15 protein-coding genes and 1 pseudogene are annotated in these 24,455 nt (G+C 33.1%); 5 read left to right on the top strand and 11 right to left on the bottom strand.

The features are described from left to right. Positions 1 to 430 precede the first annotated feature (430 nt). The 7 genes from EAH81_RS26375 to EAH81_RS26345 form a co-directional block, all read right to left on the bottom strand. A complete protein-coding gene (locus EAH81_RS26375; RefSeq protein ID WP_140511972.1) occupies positions 431 to 2,497 on the bottom strand; it encodes a beta-N-acetylhexosaminidase in 2,067 nt (688 codons plus the stop codon). 159 nt (positions 2,498 to 2,656) lie between these two features. Then, positions 2,657 to 4,594: a glucosamine-6-phosphate deaminase gene (gene nagB / locus EAH81_RS26370; protein ID WP_140511971.1), complete on the bottom strand. Its 1,938-nt coding sequence runs from the start codon at positions 4,592 to 4,594 to the stop codon at positions 2,657 to 2,659. A 113-nt stretch (positions 4,595 to 4,707) separates the two neighbouring features. After that, positions 4,708 to 6,285: a RagB/SusD family nutrient uptake outer membrane protein gene (locus tag EAH81_RS26365; protein WP_140511970.1), complete on the bottom strand. Its 1,578-nt coding sequence runs from the start codon at positions 6,283 to 6,285 to the stop codon at positions 4,708 to 4,710. 157 nt (positions 6,286 to 6,442) lie between these two features. After that, positions 6,443 to 9,490: a SusC/RagA family TonB-linked outer membrane protein gene (locus tag EAH81_RS26360; protein ID WP_140511969.1), complete on the bottom strand. Its 3,048-nt coding sequence runs from the start codon at positions 9,488 to 9,490 to the stop codon at positions 6,443 to 6,445. A gap of 350 nt (positions 9,491 to 9,840) precedes the next feature. Then, positions 9,841 to 10,866 (bottom strand): glycosyl hydrolase family 18 protein, encoded by a 1,026-nt coding sequence (locus tag EAH81_RS26355; protein ID WP_140511968.1) that lies wholly within the window; start codon positions 10,864 to 10,866, stop codon positions 9,841 to 9,843. A gap of 87 nt (positions 10,867 to 10,953) precedes the next feature. Continuing rightward, complete coding sequence (locus tag EAH81_RS26350) at positions 10,954 to 12,474, bottom strand: SusD/RagB family nutrient-binding outer membrane lipoprotein (RefSeq protein WP_140511967.1); 1,521 nt, start codon at positions 12,472 to 12,474, stop codon at positions 10,954 to 10,956. 11 nt (positions 12,475 to 12,485) lie between these two features. Then, positions 12,486 to 15,671, bottom strand: a complete 3,186-nt coding sequence (locus tag EAH81_RS26345) for a SusC/RagA family TonB-linked outer membrane protein (RefSeq protein ID WP_161595862.1) — start codon at positions 15,669 to 15,671, stop codon at positions 12,486 to 12,488. Positions 15,672 to 16,354: 683 nt separating this feature from the next. On the opposite strand from EAH81_RS26345, the gene EAH81_RS26340 reads away from it, so the two are divergent. The 3 genes from EAH81_RS26340 to EAH81_RS26330 all read left to right on the top strand — a co-directional run bounded on the left by EAH81_RS26340 (position 16,355) and on the right by EAH81_RS26330 (position 19,747). Then, the gene (locus tag EAH81_RS26340) at positions 16,355 to 17,407 is read left to right on the top strand and encodes a sensor histidine kinase (RefSeq protein WP_140511965.1); all 1,053 of its coding nucleotides are present in this window, start codon (positions 16,355 to 16,357) and stop codon (positions 17,405 to 17,407) included. After that, positions 17,397 to 18,098, top strand: a complete 702-nt coding sequence (locus EAH81_RS26335; RefSeq protein ID WP_099712660.1) for a LytR/AlgR family response regulator transcription factor — start codon at positions 17,397 to 17,399, stop codon at positions 18,096 to 18,098. Before EAH81_RS26340 ends, EAH81_RS26335 begins: the two co-directional genes overlap by 11 nt. A 176-nt stretch (positions 18,099 to 18,274) precedes the next feature. Continuing rightward, positions 18,275 to 19,747: an MFS transporter gene (locus EAH81_RS26330; RefSeq protein WP_140511964.1), complete on the top strand. Its 1,473-nt coding sequence runs from the start codon at positions 18,275 to 18,277 to the stop codon at positions 19,745 to 19,747. Positions 19,748 to 19,888: 141 nt separating this feature from the next. Here the strand turns inward: EAH81_RS26330 and EAH81_RS26325 are convergent, their stop codons facing one another. Next, positions 19,889 to 20,383 carry a hypothetical protein gene (locus tag EAH81_RS26325; RefSeq protein WP_140511963.1) on the bottom strand — a complete coding sequence of 165 codons (495 nt, stop codon included), beginning with the start codon at positions 20,381 to 20,383 and terminating at the stop codon, positions 19,889 to 19,891. 88 nt (positions 20,384 to 20,471) lie between these two features. After that, positions 20,472 to 21,128 carry a fructose-6-phosphate aldolase gene (gene fsa, locus EAH81_RS26320; protein ID WP_089353922.1) on the bottom strand — a complete coding sequence of 219 codons (657 nt, stop codon included), beginning with the start codon at positions 21,126 to 21,128 and terminating at the stop codon, positions 20,472 to 20,474. 256 nt (positions 21,129 to 21,384) lie between these two features. Between fsa and EAH81_RS26315 the strand changes: the two genes are divergently transcribed. Next, a complete protein-coding gene (locus tag EAH81_RS26315; protein WP_140511962.1) occupies positions 21,385 to 22,701 on the top strand; it encodes a sensor histidine kinase in 1,317 nt (438 codons plus the stop codon). 26 nt (positions 22,702 to 22,727) lie between these two features. Here the strand turns inward: EAH81_RS26315 and EAH81_RS26310 are convergent, their stop codons facing one another. Beyond that, positions 22,728 to 23,531: an SDR family oxidoreductase gene (locus tag EAH81_RS26310; RefSeq protein ID WP_140511961.1), complete on the bottom strand. Its 804-nt coding sequence runs from the start codon at positions 23,529 to 23,531 to the stop codon at positions 22,728 to 22,730. 109 nt (positions 23,532 to 23,640) lie between these two features. Continuing rightward, positions 23,641 to 23,955 carry a hypothetical protein gene (locus EAH81_RS26305; protein ID WP_140511960.1) on the bottom strand — a complete coding sequence of 105 codons (315 nt, stop codon included), beginning with the start codon at positions 23,953 to 23,955 and terminating at the stop codon, positions 23,641 to 23,643. A 291-nt stretch (positions 23,956 to 24,246) separates the two neighbouring features. On the opposite strand from EAH81_RS26305, the pseudogene EAH81_RS26300 reads away from it, so the two are divergent. Further along, positions 24,247 to 24,455, top strand: a pseudogene (locus EAH81_RS26300) (IS982 family transposase); the annotation flags it as partial.

Genomic DNA, 24,455 nt, shown 5'->3' with positions numbered 1-24,455 from the left:
CTAATAACTGGGATTCAACCAATTGCAAATAAAAGATTGCAACCAATTGGAACTTAATTCATATTACTTCTAAAAATAAATATTACTATTACTGATTTATCCATAATCATTGTTGAATAGTAGTGATTGATATTTATTTAATTTTTTAAAAATTACTTTAAATACAAATGATAAATTTGGGGTTCATCAATTTTAATCCTTTACTTGGTTTGTCATGTTTTTATTCTATTCTTCTTTATTTGGTTTTAAGTGTTATTATTTGGTTTCTATAATTCTTATGTTTATATTCATTTTAACAGGTTTTTAAAGCGATTTTTTTCAGTTTTACCATAATTATCTCTACTAGAAAATTCTAGTAGAGATAAAAAAATTACTAAATAATCATGGTAACTTAAACTTACTAAACACTAATTCAAACCAAACTTTCTCTTTATATCAATTTTTTAAGACTCGCATATACTGATAACTCAACATCTGCGTGATCTTTTGTATTACATTGCTCGATTAAATTTTTTAAATCATCTGCTTTTAAAGTTGATTTATTATCTAAAACGAGTAATAATTCTTGTGATGCATCATTTAATTTCTTAGACAAAGGCAATATTGGCTGTACTAATGGTGCATTTGCACTTAACTCAATTAGTCCCTTATTTACTGCAATCCATTTGTTAAAAAATGCTGTAACTTTTTCTTTATTCTCAGGTGTTTTACTCGCTAAATACTGACTTACAGCATCATCAAATGCTAAAGATTCTTTAGCGTCCGGCCCGCAAGCATCTGCAAAAAGTGTAAACGGTGAATACATTTGATATTCTGTTCCGCCTTTATTACGTGTATATCCTTTTAATGGCTCACAAACATTGGCAAATTCATTAAGCGATTTTATATTTTGATTGTTTGAGATGTTTCTCAAAATAACCGCTTTGTTGCGAATGTGTGTTAATCCTAGTTCTTCTAATCTATAGGATACTACATCCAGACGTTTGCGCATGCTTGCTACATCTGTAATATCTTGTGCTGACCAAAGTCGCTCTGCAATTGCTGCTGTTCTGGGCCAAAGTCTTGAATCTATTGTTGTTGGCGTTGCAAGTTCTGTCCACATTGTTGCTTCTCCACCTAAAATTCTTGCTTTTTCTTCGGCAGTTAAATCAACTCCTTTTGGCATTGGATCATTTAAATAATGACTTGCAACCGGATACATTAAATCGATATAATATCCATTTGATAAAACTGTTTTATATCCTTTTTTTACTGCATCTACTAAAGATTGTCCGGCAGCCATTCCTTCATTTGGACCTCTCCACGAATGAATAATAGCATCTTTTGACATATTTTTTGTCAAAATTTCTTCCCATCCCATTAATTGCTTTCCGTGTTTTTTAAGCATTGGAACTAATTGCATGGTAAAATAAGTTTGCAGTTCATGATTGTTAGCTAACTTATTTTTCTTCATAAATTCTTGAATTTTTGGGTTTGCGTCCCAGTCTTTCCCTTCATTTTCGTCTCCCCCGATATGAAAATAAGCTCCGGGAAATAAGGGACAAACCTCATCAAAAATTTCACTTAATAATTGATATGTTTTAGGATTTGAAGGATCTAATGTTGGCGAAAAAATACCTGCATTTCTTTCAATTCCATAGGTAGCAATTGCTGTTCCCTGAATATTTTTTTCAGAAGTTCCTCCTGTCAATGTAATCACTTTACTTCCAATTTCCGGGTAAGCCGTTAAAATTGCAGATCCATGACCAGGAACATCTATTTCAGGAACTACTAAAATACCGCGCTCATCAGCATATTTTACGATATTTTTAATTTCCTCTTGTGTGTAATACATTCCATCCGAAGCTACTTCTATAAGCTTTGCATGTTTTTTCATTTCAATTCTCCAACCTTGATCATCTACTAAATGCCAGTGAAAAACGTTCATTTTCATAGCGGCAAGTCCGTCAATGTTTCTTTTGATAACATCAATTGGCTGAAAATGTCTTGCAACATCAATCATCAAACCTCTCCATGTAAATCTTGGAAAATCAGATATTTGCGAAATCGGAAAATAAAATGAGTTACTATTATTCTGCAACATTTGCAATAACGTTTCCAGACCATGAAGTGCGCCTAAATCACTTGTTGCATTTATTGTAATTTGATTTTGTTTGATGTCTAAATGATAACTTTCATCTTCATACAAACCAATTTTTCCACTTTTAGTACAATTAATCTGAAGCTCAGCTGTTGGAACTTCATTTAACTTTGTAATAAAACCTTGTTCGAAAAAAATACCAGTTCTACCATCCAAGCGACGTAAAAAACGAGTTACTCCACCAAAAATTCGGGAATTAGGGTTTCCGGTAATGTTTACTTTAAAGTTTTTATTTAAAGCAAAATTCCCATCGTTTACAACAACACTTTGAGGCCAAGGCATAAGATTTAGCTGCTCTTTTTGAATTTGAGCACTAGAAGTTATACCTGCTAGTAGTAGGACTAATAAATATTTCATTTTTATTTTTTTTGAAAAGATGTTATCCTGAGACAACATTAATAATATATAAGAGAAACAAAACTCAGAATGATCTCTCTATTGAACCTCACAAATCGCTATGAAATCAATCTGAATTTTGAATTTGATTCGCTCCAAACCGAATCTTATAAAACAACTCTAGTAATCAAAACGTTTAAAAGCTTCGATTGCTTCGTATTCTGCCAATCCTAATTCATCGTATAGAACGGCTGTATTTTTATTACGGTCTTCGGCTCTCACCCAGAATTCTCTTGAGTCATTTCCCTGGAACATTACTCTATCCTTTTGAGATTGGTGGTATAAAATCGCATGACGTTTCAACAATACTTCTGATGGAGAAAGCGGAACTGCCATATCAATTTCGTGAATATCCCATTCGTGCCAAGCGCCTCTGTACAACCATAACCAGCAGTCGTCCATGTATTTCTCTGGTTTTAATTCCTTTAAGGCAGCAAAGATCGCGTTTAGACAAACTTCATGTGTTCCATGTGGATCTGCAAGATCTCCCGCAGCAAATACCTGATGTGGTTTTATTTGTGCAATAATATCTTTTACAATGGCAATGTCTTCAGCACCTAACGGGTTTTTCTTCACTTGTCCTGTTTCATAAAACGGAAGATCCAAAAAGTGTGTATTCTCATCTTTTAAACCAATGTATCTTGTGGCTGCATAAGATTCTCGTCGGCGGATAAGTCCTTTTAATTTTCGAACTTCCAGTGAATCTATTTGATTTTCTGATTTATTATTCAAAAACTCAATTACAGATTTAAAGTTGATTCCGCTTCCAGCTTCACCAATAAAATCTTTGGCAACCTCAGCAAATTTCAATGCTTCGTCGTCTGTAACAGCAATATTTCCGGAGGTTTGATATACAACATGTACATCGTGGCCTTGTTTTATCAATTTTGAAAAAGTTCCTCCCATAGAAATCACATCGTCATCCGGATGTGGACTAAAAAGAATCACTCGTTTTTTTGCAGGTTCGGCTCTTTCCGGACGGTGTGAATCGTCTGTATTTGGTTTTCCACCCGGCCATCCTGTGATGGTATGCTGCAATACGTTGAACATATTAATGTTCAAATCATAAGCAGAACCTTCTTGTGCCAAAAGATCAGACATTCCGTTATTGTTGTAATCACGGTCTGTTAATTTTAAAATAGATTGTTTTGTTTTTTGGCACAACCAAACAATCGCTTTGCTTTTTAATTCCTGATTCCAAATGCATTCTCCAACTAACCAAGGCGTTTTGAAACGCGTTAATTCTACAGCTGCAGATTGGTCTAATACGAAAGTCGCATTAGGATGATTTTGTAAAAATGTCGCAGGAACTTCTGAACTGATATCTCCCTGAATAGTTCTCTTGATGATATCGGCTTTGTTTTGTCCCCAAGCCATTAAAACGATTCTTTTAGATCTCATAATCGTAGAAACTCCCATGGTAATCGCTCTTTTAGGAACGTTATCTATACCATTAAAATCTGATGAAGCATCTACTCTTGTAATGTGATCCAGTGTAATAATTCTGGTTCCTGAATTGATGTGTGATCCCGGTTCATTGAAACCTACGTGACCAGTACGACCAATACCTAATAATTGAAAATCAAGTCCTCCGGCATTTTTAATATTCATTTCGTAGTCAATGCAATATTGATTTAATTCATCAATATGGACAGTTCCGTCCGGAATATTAATATTTTCAGGGTCGATATCAATGTGATTAAAAAGATGCTGATGCATGAAATAATGATAGCTCTGATTGTTCTCTTTGGTCATTGGATAATACTCATCCAAATTGAAAGTGACTACATTGCTAAAACTTAGTCCTTCTTCTCTGTGCATTCTCACTAACTCTTCATATACTTTTATAGGAGAAGAACCTGTTGCTAAACCTAATACGCAAGATTTACCTTTTTCTTGTTTAGATCTAATTAATTGCGCGATTTCCTGCGCTACAATTACTGAAGCTTCTACAGAACTTTTGAAGATTTCGTTGTGAATTTTCTCAAATCGAGTTTCTTCAAATTTCCCCGCGCTTTTATAGCTGATATCAGGTTTTATTTCTAAAGCACTTTTCATTTCTTTTTCTTTTTTTGCTATTTACAATTTTGGTTTTTGAAATGGTATAAGCAATTTGCATTGCTTATACCATTTACTAACCAAACTTAAATTCTTTTAATTCTTTATGTTTCTTAGAATTTGTTCACTCCAGTATCCCACCAAAGTCTTGTTGCTCCAGTATCAACACCTCCTAAAAGGCTAACTCCTTGTGCATATCCAGTTGGATTAGAAGTTTTCTCATTTACATAGAAATTCAATCTTCTTACGAATGTACCATTTGGAATTTTTCCTCCTGAAAGGTTGTTTGCAGGTAAAAATAATTTTGGATACCCGGTTCTTCTTGATTCAGCCCAAGCTTCTTGTCCGTCAGGGAAACCAGCAATCCATTTTTGAGTAATAATTTTTTGCAATTTAACTTCGTTAGATGCAGCATCAGACCATTTTACTGTTACTAAGTTTTGTGCAGCAATATTATTTGCAGCATTTAATGGGTCAGTAAAATTTGCAGGCATTGCAGTATCATCGCTAATATAAGCAGAAGCACTACCTGCACTTAATTGTGCAAATGAAGTTGCAATTCCTGCCTCATATAATGATTGAGCAGATCCACCAACATTCCATCCTTTTAATGCTGCCTCAGCTTTTAAGAAATAAGATTCAGATGCATTAAACCAAGGAATAAGGTTGTTTTCTACAATTGGTCCAACTTTAGAGAATAAATCTGCTTTTGCTGTTCTATAATTAGCATCAACTATAGTTCCCATTCTAATACCTTGGTAAACACCTCCGGTAGCTTTATGGAAGAAAACATCTCTTCTTGGATCATTATAACCATTCATGATAGAAGTAATTGCTCCACCAGCATTGATATCTGCCCAAGGACCTGTATAAGTTTTAACAGGGTGTTCAGCTATATAAGCCATATTATCAGCATTAGAAGAGATTACACCTAAACCAGCTAATGCTGCTTCACCTTCTGCTTTTGCTTTTACAGGATCAATATTAGAAATACGAATCGCTAAACGTAATCTTAATGAGTTAGCAAATTTTACCCATTTTTGGATATTTCCACCAGCTGTAGTTCCATCTGTAGCATCTCCTGAAGGGAAAAATGAAGCAGTAGCGTCTGCTGCTTTTGGAGTTAAGATATCAATAGCAGTTTTTAACTCTGCAAAAAATTGATCATAAACTGCTTTTTGAGAATCGTAAGGAGTTGTTCCGTCAGCATTTCCAAAACCTGAATATACGATTGGTCCGTAATAATCAGTTGTTTTGTGCATTGCATACACTTTTAAGATCAAAGACCAGGCATAAAACTGAGGGTATTTCTCTTTTGTTAATTTCTCAAGGTTATAAGCATTAACCATCTCTCTTTGGTATTTCTGAACCCATTCAGCACCATTCCAACCATCTAAAAGAGCATAAGTTGAATTATTTGCATTACCTTCAAAATCATGAGGTGTTCCCATATATCCTGAGAAAATATCCGCACTTAAGTTAAATTGAATATCTCCTTGCCAATCGTCTGCAACCAGAATATACATCCCTCTTTGCATTGTCTTAAGAGGTGCCTTTACCTGATTAAAGTCTTGTTCTAATTGACCGTTACTAAAACCGGTTTCATTAGTATTTATATCCTCAAAATTACTTGTACAGCTGCCTAATGAAAGAGCTAAAACTGAACCAAATATTAATAATTTATTTTTCATCTGTGAATTTTTATCGTTAATTAAAATCATTTTTATTGATTTATAAGGCTAACCCGTTTAGGGTGCAATTGTTTGTTATTTCTACACTATTCTACATTCAATCAACAAACAAGATCTCTTACAACAACCAAAAGGTTTTGTCCTTTTATTATATTATTTAGAAAGTTAAATTTAAATTAACACCAATACTTCTTGTTGATGGAGCACCAAAAATATCAACACCTTGCAATCCTTCTCCTGAACTTAATGTTACGTTTGGATCAAACGGAGCATCTTTGTAGAAGAAAAATAAGTTTTTACCAACAAGTGCAAGATTCACCGTTTTGAAAATTGTTTGCTTACTGAAATCAAAAGTATATCCTAGAGAAAGCTCGCCTAATTTAACATTTGTTGCTTTGTACATATACTCTCCGGTAGCACCAGCTCTATCTCCAACTGAACTATAATAATTTTTTGCAGACATTGTAGTTACTGGATCTCCGTTGCTATCTACTCCGTTTATTTTAACTCCACCTGCATCTCTTGCGTCACCAGTTGCTTTAGATACTCCATAAGAATCTAACATCGCTTCAGTCAAACTCATTACATGACCTCCAAATCTACCATCAATAAGTACATTTAAAGTTATTTTTTTGTATTTGAATGCGTTTGAAAAACCTAACATAAAATCAGGGTTTGAACTTCCCATGTTTACCCAGTCCGTTTTTTGAACTAGAGCCTGATCTCCAACACCAGCAAGCAGCATTTGACCTTGTGCATTTCTCAAAATATTCTTCCCTTGAATTTCACCAAATGGTTTTCCTACTTGTAATACATATCTGTAGCTATTTGGATCTCCATTAGTTAAAATAACTGTATTAACATCACCATTTGCACCTGTACCTAAATCAAGGACTGTGTTTTTATTTGAAGCATAGTTCAATCCCAGATCCCAAGAAAAATTATCAGTAGCAATTGCTTTACCTGTTAAAGTAATCTCAAAACCTTTATTCTCGATACTTCCTGCATTAAATGCGTAGTTAGCATATCCTGTAGTATTTGGAATTGGAGCCGGAGATGTAATTAATTGATTTTTAGTTTCGTTTCTGTAATAAGTAAAATCAAATCCAATTCTATTATTCAAGAATCTCCATTCAGTACCAAACTCATAAGAATTTTGCATTTCCGGTTTCAAAGAAGTTCCTGGTTTTGGTCCAACATTTGGGGCTGTAACAACACCTCCAACTATAGTATTTACCGGAGTAGTTAAAAAAGCAGCAACATCATTACCTACCTCAGCATAAGAAGCTCTTACTTTTGCATAACTAATTGCTTCCGGTAATGTTACCATTTGACTTAAAACAGCTGATAAACCTACAGAAGGATAAAAGAAGCTTAAGTTATCTGTATGTACTAAAGTAGATGACCAGTCATTTCTTCCTGTTACATCAAGATAAAGCATGTCTTTGTAACCAAATGTAGCACTTGCAAAAACTGACTGAACTTCTTTTTTACCACCAATAGTGTGTGCATTTCTTTCTGCAGATACAAAGTTACCTGTGTTAAACCAGTTTGCATTAATTAATCCATTTTTTTGACCTGAATCGCTTACATATGCATCATTAATTGTAGACTTTGTTAAACTCGTACCAAGATTAGCACTAAAAGAAAAATCATCGTTGAATTTTGTATTGATAGTAGCGATTAAATCACCATACAATTGATAACTTTCACTATCTGAGTAGATATATCTACCTGTAGCCGGAGCCAATGTTTCGTTTGTACCAGCATACATTCTTTTATCGAAAGTATTGTACAATCTATTATAACCTCCTCTGGCTTTAACACTTAACCAGTTATTTGCTTTATATGTAACTGCAGCAGAACTAATTAATGATTGATTTTTATCGATAGAGGCATTTCTGTTTAAAATCCATCCTGGGTTTTGAATGATATCAGATGTTTGTGATGGCCATCTTTGAGTCATTAAGTTTCTAGAAGGATCAAATACTTCATAATTCTTATAGTAATCAGCAAAATCATTACCTCTTGGAAACAAATAAACTCCTGTTAATGGATTGAAATATAATCCATTTGTTGGCTTATTGTCGATTTTTTGTTCAGCATAAGATAATGATGCATCAACAGTTACTTTATCATCAAATAATTTAATACTTTGACGTAGCGCAATGTTATTTTTCTTAAACTCGTTTGTTGGTATTACACCATCAACGTTAGTATTAGCATAAGTAAGACTAGTTGTTGCTTTGTCAGTACCTCCGTTTATAGAGATAGAGTTGATCATAGTTACACCAGTATTATAAAAACCTTTAACATGATCAGGAGATTTTTTTGCAGCACCCCAAGATTTATCAGATGATGGATCTGCTCCATAATTAGTTTGAAAATCAGGTAAAGAAACTACATTATCTACAAATACACTTGAATTATAATTTGCTGTTACTTTTCCTTCTTTACCTTTTTTAGTTGTTATTAAGATAACACCATTTGCACCTTGAGAACCATACAATGCAGAAGCAGATGCTCCTTTAAGAACGGTCATAGTTTCAATGTCATCAGGGTTCATCATTGAGATTGCATCTCCACCATCTCTGTTACCACCGGCTGTATCACCAAAAACCTGGTTTGACATAGCAGAAGTAGAGTTCAATAATGGAATTCCGTCAACAACATATAATGGTTGATTGTTTGTAGCAGATGAGTTACCACGAATAGTTACTTTTACAGCACCACCGGCTCCGGCAGAACTTTTACCAACAATCAAACCTGCAACTTTACCAGATAAACTGTTCATTAAGTTGGCATCTTTAACTCTCGTAACCTCTTCACCTTTTACTTCTTGTGCAGCATAAGTAAGAGTCTTTTTTGATCTCTTAATACCTAATGAAGTTACAACAACTTCATTAAGTGCATTTGAAGATGCTTGTTTCATTTTTACATTAATTGTAGCAACATCACCTACAACTATGCTTTGTGTTTCAAGACCAACATAGCTAAAAACTAAAGTTTGTCCTTTTTGTACTTCAATTGTGTACAAACCGTCAAAATCGGTAGAAGAACCTTTTTGACCTCCTTGTACAGCAACAGACGCCCCTGGCAATGGCATCCCCTCAGCATCCGTAATCACACCCTTGACATTTTTTACTTGTGCAAGCGAAACTTGCGCCGTAAAAACAATCATAAAGATTAAGAAAATTTTTTTCATGTTTATTTATTTTGTTAGTTATGAGGTAAAATTATTCTTAAGGTATTGTTAAAAAAAATAAATTATACAAACAGCAATAAATTTTAAACAAACGACATAAAACAATCAATAATCCGTTTTCCGAAAACGTTTTCATGTTGATATATTCGAACGTTTTTTACTTATATGTGTTTATTAATTAAAAAAATAAGGAATTTAGTTAACAAATGTTTAATCGCCAATAAAGAGGTAATTCTCTGATATTTAGATTTAAAATCAATATTTTTAATAATAAATATTTAATTTTAACAAAATATTGCAAATTACAGCTCTTGAGATATGAAGGACAAAAACTTTAGATTCTAAAATTTCTAATTCCCACATAACCCAGTCGTTTTGGTTTTCAAAGAAGTATATTTTTTATGAATAACATCCAACAAAGAATATTCACCAAAAGAATCTTGTGCTAATTCCCAAATCATAATACCTCCAGTATTTTGAGAAGCAAATTCAACTTTTTGAGAAATCGTTGGTCTTCCGTTATAATAAATTTTCCCTATTTCATCCTGATCAGCAAATTGAATTCCTGCCGCTACAATTTGGCCAAATGTTGAACTGGTTGTTTCCGGATAAGTAAAATTATAACCATAAAAAGGTACACCGAGAGTCAACTTATCACTCGGAACATTTTGCAGCTTATGCCAAAAATCAATTCCATCTTTTGCAAAACCCATAGAACTGTGTTGACCGGGATTATTAGGAGTCCACGGTCCGGTACTATCATAAGCCATTATATTTAGAAAATCGAAAGCATTCAAAGCTTCTGAATTTATATTCTCAAATCTGGTATTATTAGGTAATGCAGCTGTCAGGATTTTTTTATGTTCGGCAAGAGTCTTTTTTAATTCAATAACAAAACCGCTATATCCGGTAGTTACGGCATCCCATTCGAGATCTACATCTACTCCATCTAAATGATGCAATTCGACAAAAGTTATTATGTTTTGAATTAAAACGGGTCTGTTTTCCGGTTTATCAATTAAATACGACCAATTTGCCGCTTGCTCCGGAGATATTACTCCGCCGGCAAGAGAAATACTTATTATAATATTGGGATTAACCGATTTGGCATATTTAATAAGTGCATCAATTTCTCCCGAAAAAATTAAATTCCCATTTTTATCCGGATTTGCAAATGCTATATTAAGATGTGTTAATTTGCAAAACTGAATCGAATTCATTTTATCAATATTATCCGTTGATAAATACCCAACAACTCTGGCTGTTTTAGTTTTTACATTTACGGGATCAGTTTCCTTTTCACCGGAACAACTGTAAGCAGATATAAGCGAACTTATAAAAAAAAGTATGCCTAATAAGGCTTTATTTTTTATCATAATTTTTAATTTAAACTTGTTGTTTTTAATTTTAATTAGAAAGAAAATAACACCTTATTAGGCATAGATTTTATGTTTGAGATTTTTTTAGTTTACATCCCACCAAACTTTACCTAACCAGTCATTTTTCCCTCCCATTCTGGCTACAGCTTCTAAATAGTTTTTTTCATTTTTCTGTAATTCATCATTTGGATAGTACAAACGTGTTGGCACCACACCACCAGTTCCTGAATCCGGATTTGTTATTGGCACTAAATGAGGATATCCTGTTCTTCTCCAGTTGGAGTATCCTTCAATACTATTAAATAAATAGGTAATCCAAATTTGTGTACCAATTTGTTCTTTTTCTGTCCCCGCCAATAAGGGTTTAGCATTTACATAAGCATCGATACTTGCCTGACTTGCAGGAGTTGCACCATAAATCTCTAATTGCTTAATACCTGCCTCAACACCTTTTTTATAATAGTCTGCAGCAGAACCGGAAACCCATCCTCTAAAAGCAGCTTCGGCTAATAATAATTCTGTTTCTGAATAACTTACATGCAAAAACGGAGTCGTTCTTAATTTTAAATAAGGCTGTATACCTGAAGCTGAATTTGATCCTCCGGGAAGCTCCCATCTAAATACTCCCGGTTTAACACCTTCATATAATGTTTCGCCCGGCTGTATTGGTGACCAAGGCACTACACTACTACTTGTTTTAGGAGTAGCTATCATCGTTAATCTTGGATCTCCATTATTTCTCAGATAGTCTATTAATAATGAACTAAAATGATCTCCCTGGTCATTTCCTATAAAACCATAAGACAATCCATTTCCTCTATAATCCAGTCTGGCAGGATCATCACTAAAAGGAAAATCTAAATGATGCATAATACAGTTATCATCATTACTTGTAAAAACTCCATTTTGTAAGGCTGCCTTTGCTTGTTTTTCTGCTTCTGCAGGTTTTACTTCAGAGATTCTCATCGCCAAACGCAAACGCATCGTGTTAGCTAATTTTTTCCATTTTGAAACATCTCCTTTATAAAATAAATCTCCTTTAATAAGATCACTTCCTGAATTTAATTGATGGAAAGCTTCGTCTAATTCTACGAAAAAAGAAGCATAGATATCTTCTTGTTTATCATATTTAGGAGTTACAATTCCTTTAGAAAAGGCCAAACCAGCTTCTGAATAAGGCACATCTCCATAAATATCTGTCAAACGCTGTGCGATCATTACTCTCATAATTTTAGCTACAGCATTCATGTTTACAGCCGAAGGATCTTTGCCGGTTACAGCAAGTATATCTACAATGCTTTTCATTTCATGGGCATATACGTTTCTCCATAAAGCCACTGCGTATTCGTCTGAATTAATAAATTTATTACCATATTGCGTTACTGCCCATGAACCCGCATAATGCTGTACAAAACCTCCGGCATAAATTAAATTAGTTCTATGTTGATAGTATCCGTCTCCGGACATACATAATTGGGTAAATGTAAGCTGACCGGCAGGATTTGCAGATAATGCCACAGGATCTTTCTCCAGTTCGTCAAAATTCTCTGTACAGCCAACTACCGTAAATACTGCAAGTATGGCTATTATATATTTGATTTTCATAATTTACTTTTTTAGAATGCAATTTTAATATTAAAACCATACGATTTTCTTGATGGTAATGAACCATACTCAAAACCTTGTCCGTTTCCTGAAGTATACATTGACTCTGGATCAATGTTTGGTAAATCTTTACTAAAAGTCAATAGATTTCGTGCAAATAAAGAAAGGTAAATTGAATTTATTTTTGCACCTCCAAAAACACTTTTTGGTACTGTATATCCTAAACTTACCTCTCTTAACTTAACATAAGAAGCGTCATAAATAAAAGGTGCCGGTGTGTTGTCTGTAACATTCGTCCAATAATCCTGAGGATCTACAGGTTTTGTGTTTTTTACATAAACCGGATTATCTGCCGTTCCAGTATTTACCACTCCATTTGCTACATAACCGGCAGTAGGAACCCAGGTTGTAGCATCAAAATTAGGATCCTTTGCAGCTTGAGTTCTTGCAGCATTATAAGCATCTCTTCCTTCTGTCGTAACATCTAACAATCCTCTTGATGCAGCAAGAGAGTTTGTCATAGAATACACATCCATACCAAATTTCATATCTAATAAAAACTGAAGCGTAATTCCTTTATAAGAAAATCTATTGGTTAAACCGGCTGCCCAATCCGGAAGCCCTTTTCCTAAATTCACTTTATTTTCTGTGTATAAAGGCATTCCATTTGCGCCTACAATCATTTCTCCTGAAGGTGTTCTTTGAAAATCTTTTCCAATGATAGTTCCATATTGTCCGCCAACCTGGGCTACAATAGATGCGTTGGCCCAACGAGCCTCAGAAATAGTATAAGTATTAATTTCAGGGTGCAAAGAAAGGATTGAGTTTTTGTTTTTGGAGAAGTTCAAATCAATTCCCCATTCAAAATCCTGAGTTTTGATTGGCGTACCGGATAAGAAAATCTCAATACCTTCGTTACGTAATTCTCCTGCATTTACGGAAAGAAATTCATATCCTGATGTTGACGAAGATGCTAAATCAAGTGTTTGATCTGCAGTATCTTCACGATACACAGTGATATCAGCTTTTAATCTGTTTTTAAAGAAAGCCGTTTCCAATCCAAATTCGATTCCTGTTTTTGATTGAAAAGTCAAATTTGCATTTGGTGCCGATGTATTCTTAACATTTACAACACTTTGCCCGTCGTAAGAAGAATAGGTAGTATAATTTAATGCATTTTTATAAGCTCCCGGAGCATTAGAAACTTTTGCCCATGACGCTCTGAATTTTCCATAAGAAAAAGTATCACTTTTAATGTTAAAGGCATCCGAGAATATAAAACCTAAGGAAGCTCCCGGATAAAAAGCATCTTTATTAATAACGCTAAACCAGTCATTTCTTCCTGTAAACTCTGCATATAAATAACCTTTATAATCCAACTTTGCAGAACCGTAAACAGAATTTGTTCTTGTTTTAGTTTCTATTGGTGCATTTATCGTTTGAGTGGAAAAATTACTAATATATTCTGTTCCAGGCTGAATAATATTGGTTCCCTGACTAGAATTTTCTGACCTTCTAAAATCTCTTCTGTTTGCTCCCAAAATTCCTGAGAACGTTAAATCAGTCGCTAATTTAATTTCATTAAAAGTAGCAATGATATCTGTATTCATTTCAGAAACCGTGATATCATTCAACCCAAGATAACCTGTATCTCTTCCTGGCCACGTAGTTCCCGGAACCATGAAATCCTTAGAACCAAAAACATAAGTATCTAAACCGGTTCTAAAAGTCAATCCAACCCATTTTTCAAGTTGATACGTTCCCGCAACATTCCCTGTAAAACGATTTTTCTTAGAGGTGTTGTGATTTGCATCTACTGTTAAATAAGGATTTAATTGATAAATATTGTTATTCCATTTATAAACTTCTCCTGTCTCCGGATTTCCATAATTTTTCAACCACGCCTGATCAATATTGGGAGCCAAACCACTTAATGAATAGCCCACATTGTTTGGTGAATCTCCTAAACCAGGACGGTTTTGTGTATTTTCAATCATGTAATTTACATTAGTATCTAAAGTAAATTTATCTGATTTTAATGTAGCATTTAATGTAGCATTGTTTCTTTCTAATCCGGAATTCGGAACAATATCATCATTTTTCATGTTATTAAAGCCAAAACGCAGATATGCATTTTCACTTCCGCCAGAAAGTGCAATTCCGTTTGTTGTTGTAACTCCAGTCCTGAAAAAATCCTGAATATTATTATCAACTTTAGCATAAGGTCGCATCGAACCATCAAATATTTTTACCTCTTTTCCCACATTATCAGAAAATTTAGGTCCCCATGCGCTGGTAGTATATCCGTAAATTTCTGAAGGCGCTTTTAAAGGATCCGGCAAAAGTCCATGTCCACCAGTACCATAATCACTTTGAAAATCTTTATATTTTGCATTTACACGATCAAAACTAACACCGCTTGTTAATTCTACCTGTAATTTTCCTTTACTTCCTTTTTTAGTTGTAATTAAAATTACCCCATTTAAAGCTCTCGAGCCATACAAAGCTGATGCAGCGGCTCCTTTTAATACTGTCAGACTCTCAATATCATTTGGATTAATACTTGAAATTCCATCTCCATTATCTCTTCCATCAAACCATTTACTGGCTGCAGCATTGTCATTATTCAAACCTGAGTTATCGATAGGAACTCCATCTACAATATAAAGTGGTTGATTACTCTCACCTATACTAGAAATCCCTCTAATAATCACCCTGGCACTTCCTCCTGCACCCGTGGCAGGCATAGAAATATCAACTCCGGCAATTTTTCCTGAAAGAGATGAAGCAACATTGGTGGTAATTACTTTATTAAGCTGATCACCTTTAATATCCTGAACAGCATATCCCAGTTCTTTCTTTTGTCTCTTAATACCTAATGCAGTAACGACAACTTCATTTAAATTTTGTGCATCTTCTGTAAGCACAACATCTATTGTAGCTGAACCGGCCACAGTTACAGCTTTAGTTTTAATACCTATATACGAAAAAACAAGCACATCGCCTGTCGATGCTTGTATTGTATATTTTCCGTCATAATCAGATTGAGTTGCAGTTTTAGTGCCTTGAATAATAACAGTTACTCCCGGCAACGGCAATCCGTTTTGATCGCTTACTAAACCTTTGATCGTCTTTACTTGTGCAAGCGAGACCTGCGCCGTAAATACAATCATAAAGATTAACATAATTTGTTTCATTTTATCATGGTTTTGTTGGTTAAGTCGTAAATTTATTGTTAACATACTGTTAAAAAAAAATTATTATACAAACGGCTCAAAATTTTAAACCAACGACACAAAACAATCAATAATACGTTATCCGAAAACGTTTTCAACGCATTATATTTCAACTTTTTATAAAAATATTAGAATTTATTGCATCAAAACTCCTAAATAATAAATAATTCCTCAATAAACACGAAACCTTTCAAGTTTTCAGGTGCTAAAATTTGAAGTTTTATCGTAAACCAAAAACACCTATCAAACACCTGAGTTTAAAATACTGATAATCAAAATTATTATTTAAAAATATCCCTGTAGTATGTACAACCAAACATCACTTAAGTTCACAAAACCTTTATAAAATAGAAATGTTGACTAAATTTAAAACTCTTAAAATAATCTTAAATTACAATACTAAGTCGAAAAACTAATAAGGCATCATTTTATGTTTAAAACTTCTAAGATCCTAATCATAAATTTTATTCCATTAGAACAATAAACAATATGCTTTACGAAAACGTTATACTATCGGAATAACCTATTAATTATCTTTTTTCATAAAAAAATATTCAAAAGAATTGCGATTTACCAACTAATTGTTTAAAGTTGCACAGTATTTACTCAGAGAAACCAATCAAACTAATAATTAAAAGAATAAATTGGCCGAAATTCAAAAATTGAAATTTGACATTAAACTTCAAAATCACTTTTGGTTCTGGGGTACTTACTTCATTCTTAACTTTTTAAGATGGGGAGCCTACTTTAATGACTATCCATATTCGTTCAAATCAAACCTAATTGAGTTCTCATTACACATACCTTTAGTTTATTTCAATCTTTTTGTTTTAGTGCCCAAATATGTATTAAAGCAGAAATATATTACATATGCATTTTCGTTACTCGCAAGTCTTTTTGCCGTCTATTTATTAAAAACAGCACTTACCTATTATATTATATCCGAAAATATATGGCCAGAAGCCAATCGCGAATACCACCCCTTTGAGATTAATCATATTGTCGCAGTTTGCATTGGTGAATTGTATGTTCTTGCAATGGCTTCTTCTGTTTATCTAACATTAACCTGGTTGCGGGAAAGAGAAAGAAACAGAGCGTTAAGAGAGAATCAGTTTAAAATCAAGTTAAAGTATCTCGAGAATCAAATCCAGCCTCATTTTTTCTTTAACACCCTGAATAATTTATATGCATTATCATTAGAATCTTCAAATAAGGTTCCTGATGTAATTATAAAACTATCAAATTTGATGGAATATGTTTTATATGATGTAAAAAGCACCAAATTTGTTCCTTTAATAAAAGAGATCGATTATATTCAAAATTATATCGAAATTGAGAAGTTAAGATTTGAAAATGTAGAAGTTACGATCAACGTAGAATCAAATATAGATGATATTGTTGTGCCTCCGCTAATTTTCATTTCATTGGTCGAAAACGCCTTCAAACATGGGAGTTTAAACAATAGTAACTTAAAAATAAAGATCAATTGTAAAGTTACTGACAATAAAATATTACATTTTGAAATCTTAAATAATTTTGTAATTTCACAAAATCTTAATCAAAAAGGGGGAATTGGATTAGTCAATACCAAAAAACGATTAAAATTAATTTACAAGAGTAAATACAAAATCGAAAATAGCATTAAATTCAATTACTATATAATCCGTTTGCAAATACCTATTAATGATGAAGATTAAATGCGTGTTGATCGATGATGAGCCACTAGCTATCAAAGTCCTCCAGAATTACTTTACCAATTTTACAGATTTTGAAGTAATTGGTACATTTAATAATTCTCTGGAAGCGCTCGATTTTATAAACAGTACTTCTGTAGATGCCGTTTTTCTGGACATTAACATGCCTATGATGACTGGATTTGAATTGATTAGCTTAATCGAAAACAAAACAAAAGTTATTATTACAACTGCATTTAGAGAATTTGCTGCAGAAAGTTACGATCTTGATGTTTTGGATTATTTAGTAAAACCAATTCCGTTACCCCGATTTATAAAATGCATTAATAAAATCACAACCGAATTTAATGTAAAAAACAATATTAAAGTAGAAACCACCAAAGGAGATTCTCATATTTTCATCAAAGTCGATAAAAAAATGATGAAAATTAATATTGAAGAAATTCTATTTGTCGAAGGAATGAAGGAATACATAAAAGTAGTAACTCCGGATAAAACCTATATTACACACAAATCTTTAACTTCATTATCTGAAGAATTACCTGCTGATCGCTTCTTAAGAATTCACAAATCCTATGTAATAGCCTTAAATAAAGTAAAATCTATCGAAGGAAATCGAATTCAAATTCAATCCTACACGATTCCTATTGGCAGAAATTACAGCAAAGAGGTAAAAAACAAAATTTTGGAGTAAATTTCATCTGATCATTTCATTTTCTAAGTTGGTAAAAATTAACACATTGTTGAAAAAATGACGCTGTTCGTTTAAATTTAACATTATTTGTGTCATTTTATTTTTTTTTGATATACTTAACAAATATATTTACGGTCTTCAAAAAACAATATAATAAAAAATTAACCTATTAAATTATGAGTTCAGAAAATGTTCAAACCAAATGGGGACAGTTTATCTCTTTGATAATTGTTTTCTTCTTTTGGGGTTTTGTTGGTTCAGCCAATGACATCCTTATTCCAGTATTCAAAAAAGTATTTACTTTATCTCAGGTACAATCACAATTAGTGGCTTGGGCATTTTATGTTTCTTACTTTGTAGGATCTATAATTTTCTTTATAATATCTTTAAAAGTAGATATTTTACAAAGATTCGGATACAAAAAAACACTTTCTGCCGGATTACTTTTATCAGCTTTTGGATCATTTTTATTCATTCCAGCAGCAACAATGGAAAGTTTTCCATTCTTCTTAACCGCTTTATTCACAATAGCTTTAGGTTTTTCAATTCAACAAATCGTAGCAAATCCTTTAGCCATTAAAATGGGAAGCCCACAAACCGGAGCTCACCGTTTAACATTGGCAGGAGGAATAAACTCTTTCGGAACAACAATTGGAGCTATCCTTTTAGGAATCGCTTTATTTGGAATGGGTGACAACAAAAAAACCTCACTTTCATTAGAAGATATCAAATTACCTTTTATAATTTTAGGTCTTGCCTTTATTGGAGTAGCAATTTTCATGTACTTCTCTAAAATCGAAGATCCTGCAAAAGAAGAGGAAGAAGTAGTTAAAGTTGCACACGAAAAATTCAATATTCTTGACTATCCACAATTATATTTAGGAATGTTAGGAATCTTTATTTATGTTGGAACTGAGGTAACTATCATTAGTAACTTACCAGCTTTATTACATACTTCTGAATTCGGAAATGTATTAGAAGATGCTATTGCGCCATTTATCGCCCTTTATTGGGGAAGTTTAATGATTGGTCGCTGGAATGGCGGAGTTAACGTTTTCAACACTTCAAACTTAGTAAATACGGCACTTAAATTTATTGTTCCTGCAGTTGCATTTGGAGTAATTATTGGCGCTAATATATTTGCAGCACACGACGTTTCTTCTTTCTATATTTACCCGCTTTGGATTTTATTGTTTATCGCAATAAGTTTTGTTGGTGGTAAAAATGCCGGAAAAACTTTAATGCTTTTCGGAATCTCAGGCTTATTAATGATGCTTGCAGGATTAGTTTATCCAGATCCGTCTATTGCTAAATTCTTCTTTATCTCAGGAGGTTTATTCTTATCTATCATGTGGCCTTCTATCTTCGATTTAGCGATTGCAGGTTTAGGAAAAAACACAGGAAAAGCATCATCTTTCTTAATTATGATGATTCTTGGTGGAGGAGTTATTCCTTTGGTTCAGGGAAGTATCTGTGATATCGACCTTACAAGTCCAGGTGGAATTTTTGGAATTACATGGACACATTTCTCTTATATCGTACCTTTATTAGGTTTTGCATATTTAGGATTCTACGGTTTCTATTGCCCTAAAATCTTAAAAAGACAAGGAATTGATCATAACGTTCAAAGCGAAGGCGGAGGTCATTAATTCTTTATAAAAAATTCAAATTTTAAAAAATCCCAAATTCCAATTTTATCGATTGGAGTTTGGGATTTTTTTATTGCTTTTTTCACCAGACTTTACACCTTTGAACCTTTGCAACTATGTTCCTTTGAACCTTTTTGAAAACTATTTTGCCGTAATAATAGCGTTTAAATTTTTCTTGAAAACCGCTTTATTTTGCGCTGATAATGTATAAGTAACATCTTTATCAGCATGAACAATCACTTTATCAATATTAGCCTCTAAAAGTGCTTTTGGGTCTTTAATTTTCAACGTACAAGCACCGTCAAAAAAACCATCATCTTCTATTGTCTTTTTGGCATCAATAACAGTTCCATCGCTTAATACTGCTGAAATAGTCATTGTGCTATTTAAAGTACTGGAATAAAAGCCATCCATAACTAATAATAACCGATAAGAATTTTTCAGCTCAGGACCTTTAAACTCGTGGCGTGTAATATTATATCGCAAACCTTTGGCAAGAGTTTGAAATTGAACCGAACAATCCAATTCATAAGTAGCTACATCACCAGCCTCATTTACGGATGTTAAAACTTTCGCTTGCGCATTTACGGAAATATTAATTACCAAAAACGCCAAAATCAGGATAACTTTTTTCATATATACTTCTATTTTAGATATATAAAAGTAAAAAAAAACGCCATCTTTCTAACGAAAGTGGCGATTTAAATTATTTTAAAAGGATAAATTATTTATTTCCTTTTTCGAAATCAGCTACAAACTGAGCAAGCCCAATATCAGTTAATGGGTGTTTCAACAATCCGTAAATTGCAGAAAGAGGTCCAGTCATAACATCAGCACCAATTTTAGCACAATTTACAATATGCATTGTATGACGCACAGAAGCAGCCAAAATTTGAGTTTCGTAACCGTAGTTATCAAAAATCAATCTAATTTCTTCAATCAATGCCAATCCATCTGTTGAAACATCATCCAGACGACCAATAAAAGGAGAAACATAAGTAGCTCCGGCTTTTGCAGCCAATAAAGCCTGACCTGCAGAAAACACAAGTGTTACATTCGTTTTAATCCCTTTATCAGAAAAATATTTAGCAGCCATAACACCTTCCTTAGTCATTGGTAATTTTACCACGATTTGGTCATGTAATTCAGCTAATTCCTCACCTTCTTTAATCATTCCGTCATAATCCAACGCATTTACCTCAGCACTAACATCTCCCTCAACAAGGTTACAGATGTCTACATAATGCTTCAAAATGTTGTTTTTTCCAGTAATACCTTCTTTTGCCATCAAAGATGGGTTAGTAGTTACACCATCCAAAACACCTAAAGCCTGTGCTTCTTTAATTTGAGCTAAATTAGCCGTGTCAATAAAAAATTTCATAATTATATCTATTTAATTGTGTTCCTGTTTTTTTGGGCGTGTCCCAAGGGCCAGGCTTTCGGCTATATCTTTTGTTCCGTTTCACTTCACAAAAGGATACCGCCTCTATCCTTCACGCAAATCCGATGCAAAATTACAATTTATAATTTCCATAAAATAAAAAACTAAAAAATAATTCCAAATAGAAGCAATAAAACCTTTAAACAAAAAGCTAATTTTATTTTTGTATTTTTAGAAATTAAAATTCCCCGTAAAAGTGCTAGAAGAAAACTTTCAACAAGACGTCAACAATATTCAAAATATTTCCATTGTCCCAACCTTACTAAATGTTATATGCCAAACTACAGGAATGGGTTTTGCAGCAATAGCAAGAGTTACCGAAGACAGATGGATTACTTGCAGCGCTGTAGATAATGTTTCATTTGGACTGAAACCAGGAGATGAATTACAAGTAAAAACAACAATTTGTGACGAAATCAGACAAGAGAGAAAAGCTGTAATAATTGACAATGTCAGCGAAGATCCTGTTTTTCGCAATCATCATACACCGGCAATGTATGGACTTCAAAGTTACATATCAGTTCCTATTATACGCAAAGACGGACGGTTTTTTGGAACATTATGCGCAATCGATCCAAAACCTAATGAATTAAAGACATTTAAAGTTCGTGAAATGTTCAATTTATTCGCAGACTTAATCTCATTTCACCTTACCAGTATTGAAGAAGCCAACGAAAATAAAAACATTTTAGAAGAAAAAAATATACTTCTTGAAAAAACAGAAGTAGAAAAAAAAGAAGCCGAAAGATTAAAATCAGATATTGAAATCACACTGATCGAGAAAAATATCTCACTCGAAAAAATGAATAATGAGCTTGAAGCCTTTAATTATATTTCAAGTCACGATCTTCAGGAACCTTTACGGAAAATTCAGCTTTTTACAGACATTATAGAACGAGATGAAACTAAAAACCTTTCGGAAAAAGGCATAACAGCTTTTCAAAAAATACGCTCCTCGGCTTTTAGAATGCAAAATCTAATAAATGATCTTCTTATCTATTCAAAAACCAAATTTGACGAAAGAAAGTTTGAATCGAAATCCCTTAATAATATTGTAAATGATGTCAAAGACGACCTGTCTGAAGAATTAGAAAACAAAACTGTACTTTATGATGTTTCAGATCTTGGAAGTCTTTCTGTAATTGAATTTCAGTTTAGACAATTGTTATACAACCTTTTAAGCAATTCAATAAAATTTTCAAATCCCGAAAAACAATTAATCATTACCATACGCACAAAAATTATAGAAGGATCAGAATTAATACATGAAAGACTTTCTCCAAATACGCAATATTGTCAAATAACCGTTTCAGACAATGGTATTGGATTTGATCCATTATACAATGAAAAAATATTTGGTCTTTTTCAGGCTCTAAACACAAAACCAACAAAAAGCACAGGAATTGGTCTTACAATCGTAAAACGAATCGTAGAAAACCATAATGGTTTCATCAAAGCGGAAGGAATTTTAAATAAAGGAGCTAAATTTGATATTTTCATTCCTGTTGAATAATTCAAAAAAAGCTCCAAAATAGTTTATTACAATTTATAATGATTCATAAGCATCTTTTCGTAAACCTTATCCGGAAGCGCACGCTTTAAAACGATTGAAAATTTCTGCATAAAAGCACCAACTTTATAATGAACATTCGGCTTCTTTTGTTGCATAATTTTATAAACAAATTCCGCCATTTCATTCGGATTACTTCCTGCATCTACATGATCGTTCATAGTTGCAAGCGTCTCTCCATAAACTTTTTCATAAGCTGAACCTTCTATAACTGGCGCATGATAACGGCCGGAAGCAATATTAGTTGCAAAATCACCAGGCGCTACATTCGTAATTTCAATTCCAAAAGATTTAACCTCCATACGCAAAGCCTCCGTAATTAACTCCAAAGCTCCTTTTGATGCCGAGTAAACACTGCGATACGGCAATCCCATATAACCGGCAATCGAAGTAATATTAATAATCAAACCTGATTTTTGCTCGCGCATTTGTGGCAAAGCAGCTTTCATAACTTCAATTGGACCGAAAAAGTTAGTCTCAAAATTATTCTTAATTTCCTCCATCGGAATTTCTTCTAACGGACCGGTAATTCCAACCCCTGCATTGTTAATCACAACATCCAGTCTTCCGGAAGTCGCAATAATTTTAGCCACCGCCGACTTTATAGACTCAACATTTCGAACATCCAAAGCCACAAGCGGAAAAATAGAATTCAGTACTTTTTCAGGATTTCTACTCGTTCCGTAAACAACGAAACCTTTTTTATGTAAAAATTCTCCAATTGATTTTCCAATCCCTGAGGATCCTCCGGTAATTAAAACGACTTTATTCATTTTGAAAAGTTATGTTTTTTTTTGGTTATTAAGTTCCAGTATTAATCATTTTCATCGAAGTCAAATATACAAAACAAAGCCTGTTTTCTAATTGATACTTTTCGTCTTATTAATGGTCAAGCCAATATTTAAATTCAAGTTTTGTTTCCAATTCTTTTATCAGGATTGAATCCGTTACTTCTCTTGAAAAATCTACAAGAATTTTATTGTGATCAATAGTAGAATATTTTAGTACAAAATATTTATTTAATTTGAATCCGGAATTATCAGGGCAAGCTCCCACATTTCTTCGATATAATTTATTATCCAGATAATATTTCACATATGCATCACTAGATCTTCCGGCTGGTTTACATAAGGTATATCTACAAATTGTTTGTCCCGGATGTTCATTAATTTCTTTTTTATAATTTAAATCTTTCACAATAAGATAAACGAATCCAATTAATAAAAAGACAAAAAATAATTTTGAAATTTTTCTTTCATCTATAAAGATTTCTTTAAGTGCATATTAGTAATAAATATTGATTATAAACCTGAAATCTGAACTTATATAATACTTATCTTTTAACTTTATGAAAGGTCCAAAAATAAAAAAATCCTCCATAAGGAAGACTACTTTTGTATTAATTAATTCAAGTTGCTAGTTTAGAGGTAATAAAAAAACAAAGCACAGGTTCAGTAAATTTGTTTTGCGAACCAATAAACCTTACCCATGCTTTGTAAAGACAAAATTATATCAATTTTTTGTTTAATAGACGATATTTTACAAGGAATTAATCATCCGGAAGATGTAAGAAGACATGTAAGTGACAGCGAAATTATCCTGACAGCAATTGTTTCTTCGACAAGTTTTTATGGCAATCACTGCTCAGCCATTAAGTTTATGAAAGAATATGGATTTATTCCAAAGATGCTTGATAA

The organism is Flavobacterium pectinovorum (assembly GCF_006438875.1).
Taxonomy (GTDB): Bacteria; Bacteroidota; Bacteroidia; order Flavobacteriales; family Flavobacteriaceae; genus Flavobacterium; species Flavobacterium pectinovorum_A.
The sequence above is the reverse complement of the archived record's forward strand: the minus strand, read 5'-3'. Positions and strand labels throughout refer to the sequence as shown.

Excerpts from the sequence above, each read along its gene's own strand:
- EAH81_RS26365 (WP_140511970.1), bottom strand. The coding sequence starts at position 6,285 with ATGAAAAATAAATTATTAATATTTGGTTCAGTTTTAGCTCTTTCATTA.
- EAH81_RS26310 (WP_140511961.1), bottom strand. The coding sequence starts at position 23,531 with ATGAATAAAGTCGTTTTAATTACCGGAGGATCCTCAGGGATTGGAAAA.
- EAH81_RS26375 (WP_140511972.1), bottom strand. The coding sequence starts at position 2,497 with ATGAAATATTTATTAGTCCTACTACTAGCAGGTATAACTTCTAGTGCT.
- nagB (WP_140511971.1), bottom strand. The coding sequence starts at position 4,594 with ATGAAAAGTGCTTTAGAAATAAAACCTGATATCAGCTATAAAAGCGCG.
- EAH81_RS26325 (WP_140511963.1), bottom strand. The coding sequence starts at position 20,383 with ATGAAAAAAGTTATCCTGATTTTGGCGTTTTTGGTAATTAATATTTCC.
- EAH81_RS26335 (WP_099712660.1), top strand. The coding sequence starts at position 17,397 with ATGAAGATTAAATGCGTGTTGATCGATGATGAGCCACTAGCTATCAAA.
- EAH81_RS26355 (WP_140511968.1), bottom strand. The coding sequence starts at position 10,866 with ATGATAAAAAATAAAGCCTTATTAGGCATACTTTTTTTTATAAGTTCG.
- fsa (WP_089353922.1), bottom strand. The coding sequence starts at position 21,128 with ATGAAATTTTTTATTGACACGGCTAATTTAGCTCAAATTAAAGAAGCA.
- EAH81_RS26360 (WP_140511969.1), bottom strand. The coding sequence starts at position 9,490 with ATGAAAAAAATTTTCTTAATCTTTATGATTGTTTTTACGGCGCAAGTT.
- EAH81_RS26345 (WP_161595862.1), bottom strand. The coding sequence starts at position 15,671 with ATGAAACAAATTATGTTAATCTTTATGATTGTATTTACGGCGCAGGTC.
- EAH81_RS26330 (WP_140511964.1), top strand. The coding sequence starts at position 18,275 with ATGAGTTCAGAAAATGTTCAAACCAAATGGGGACAGTTTATCTCTTTG.
- EAH81_RS26350 (WP_140511967.1), bottom strand. The coding sequence starts at position 12,474 with ATGAAAATCAAATATATAATAGCCATACTTGCAGTATTTACGGTAGTT.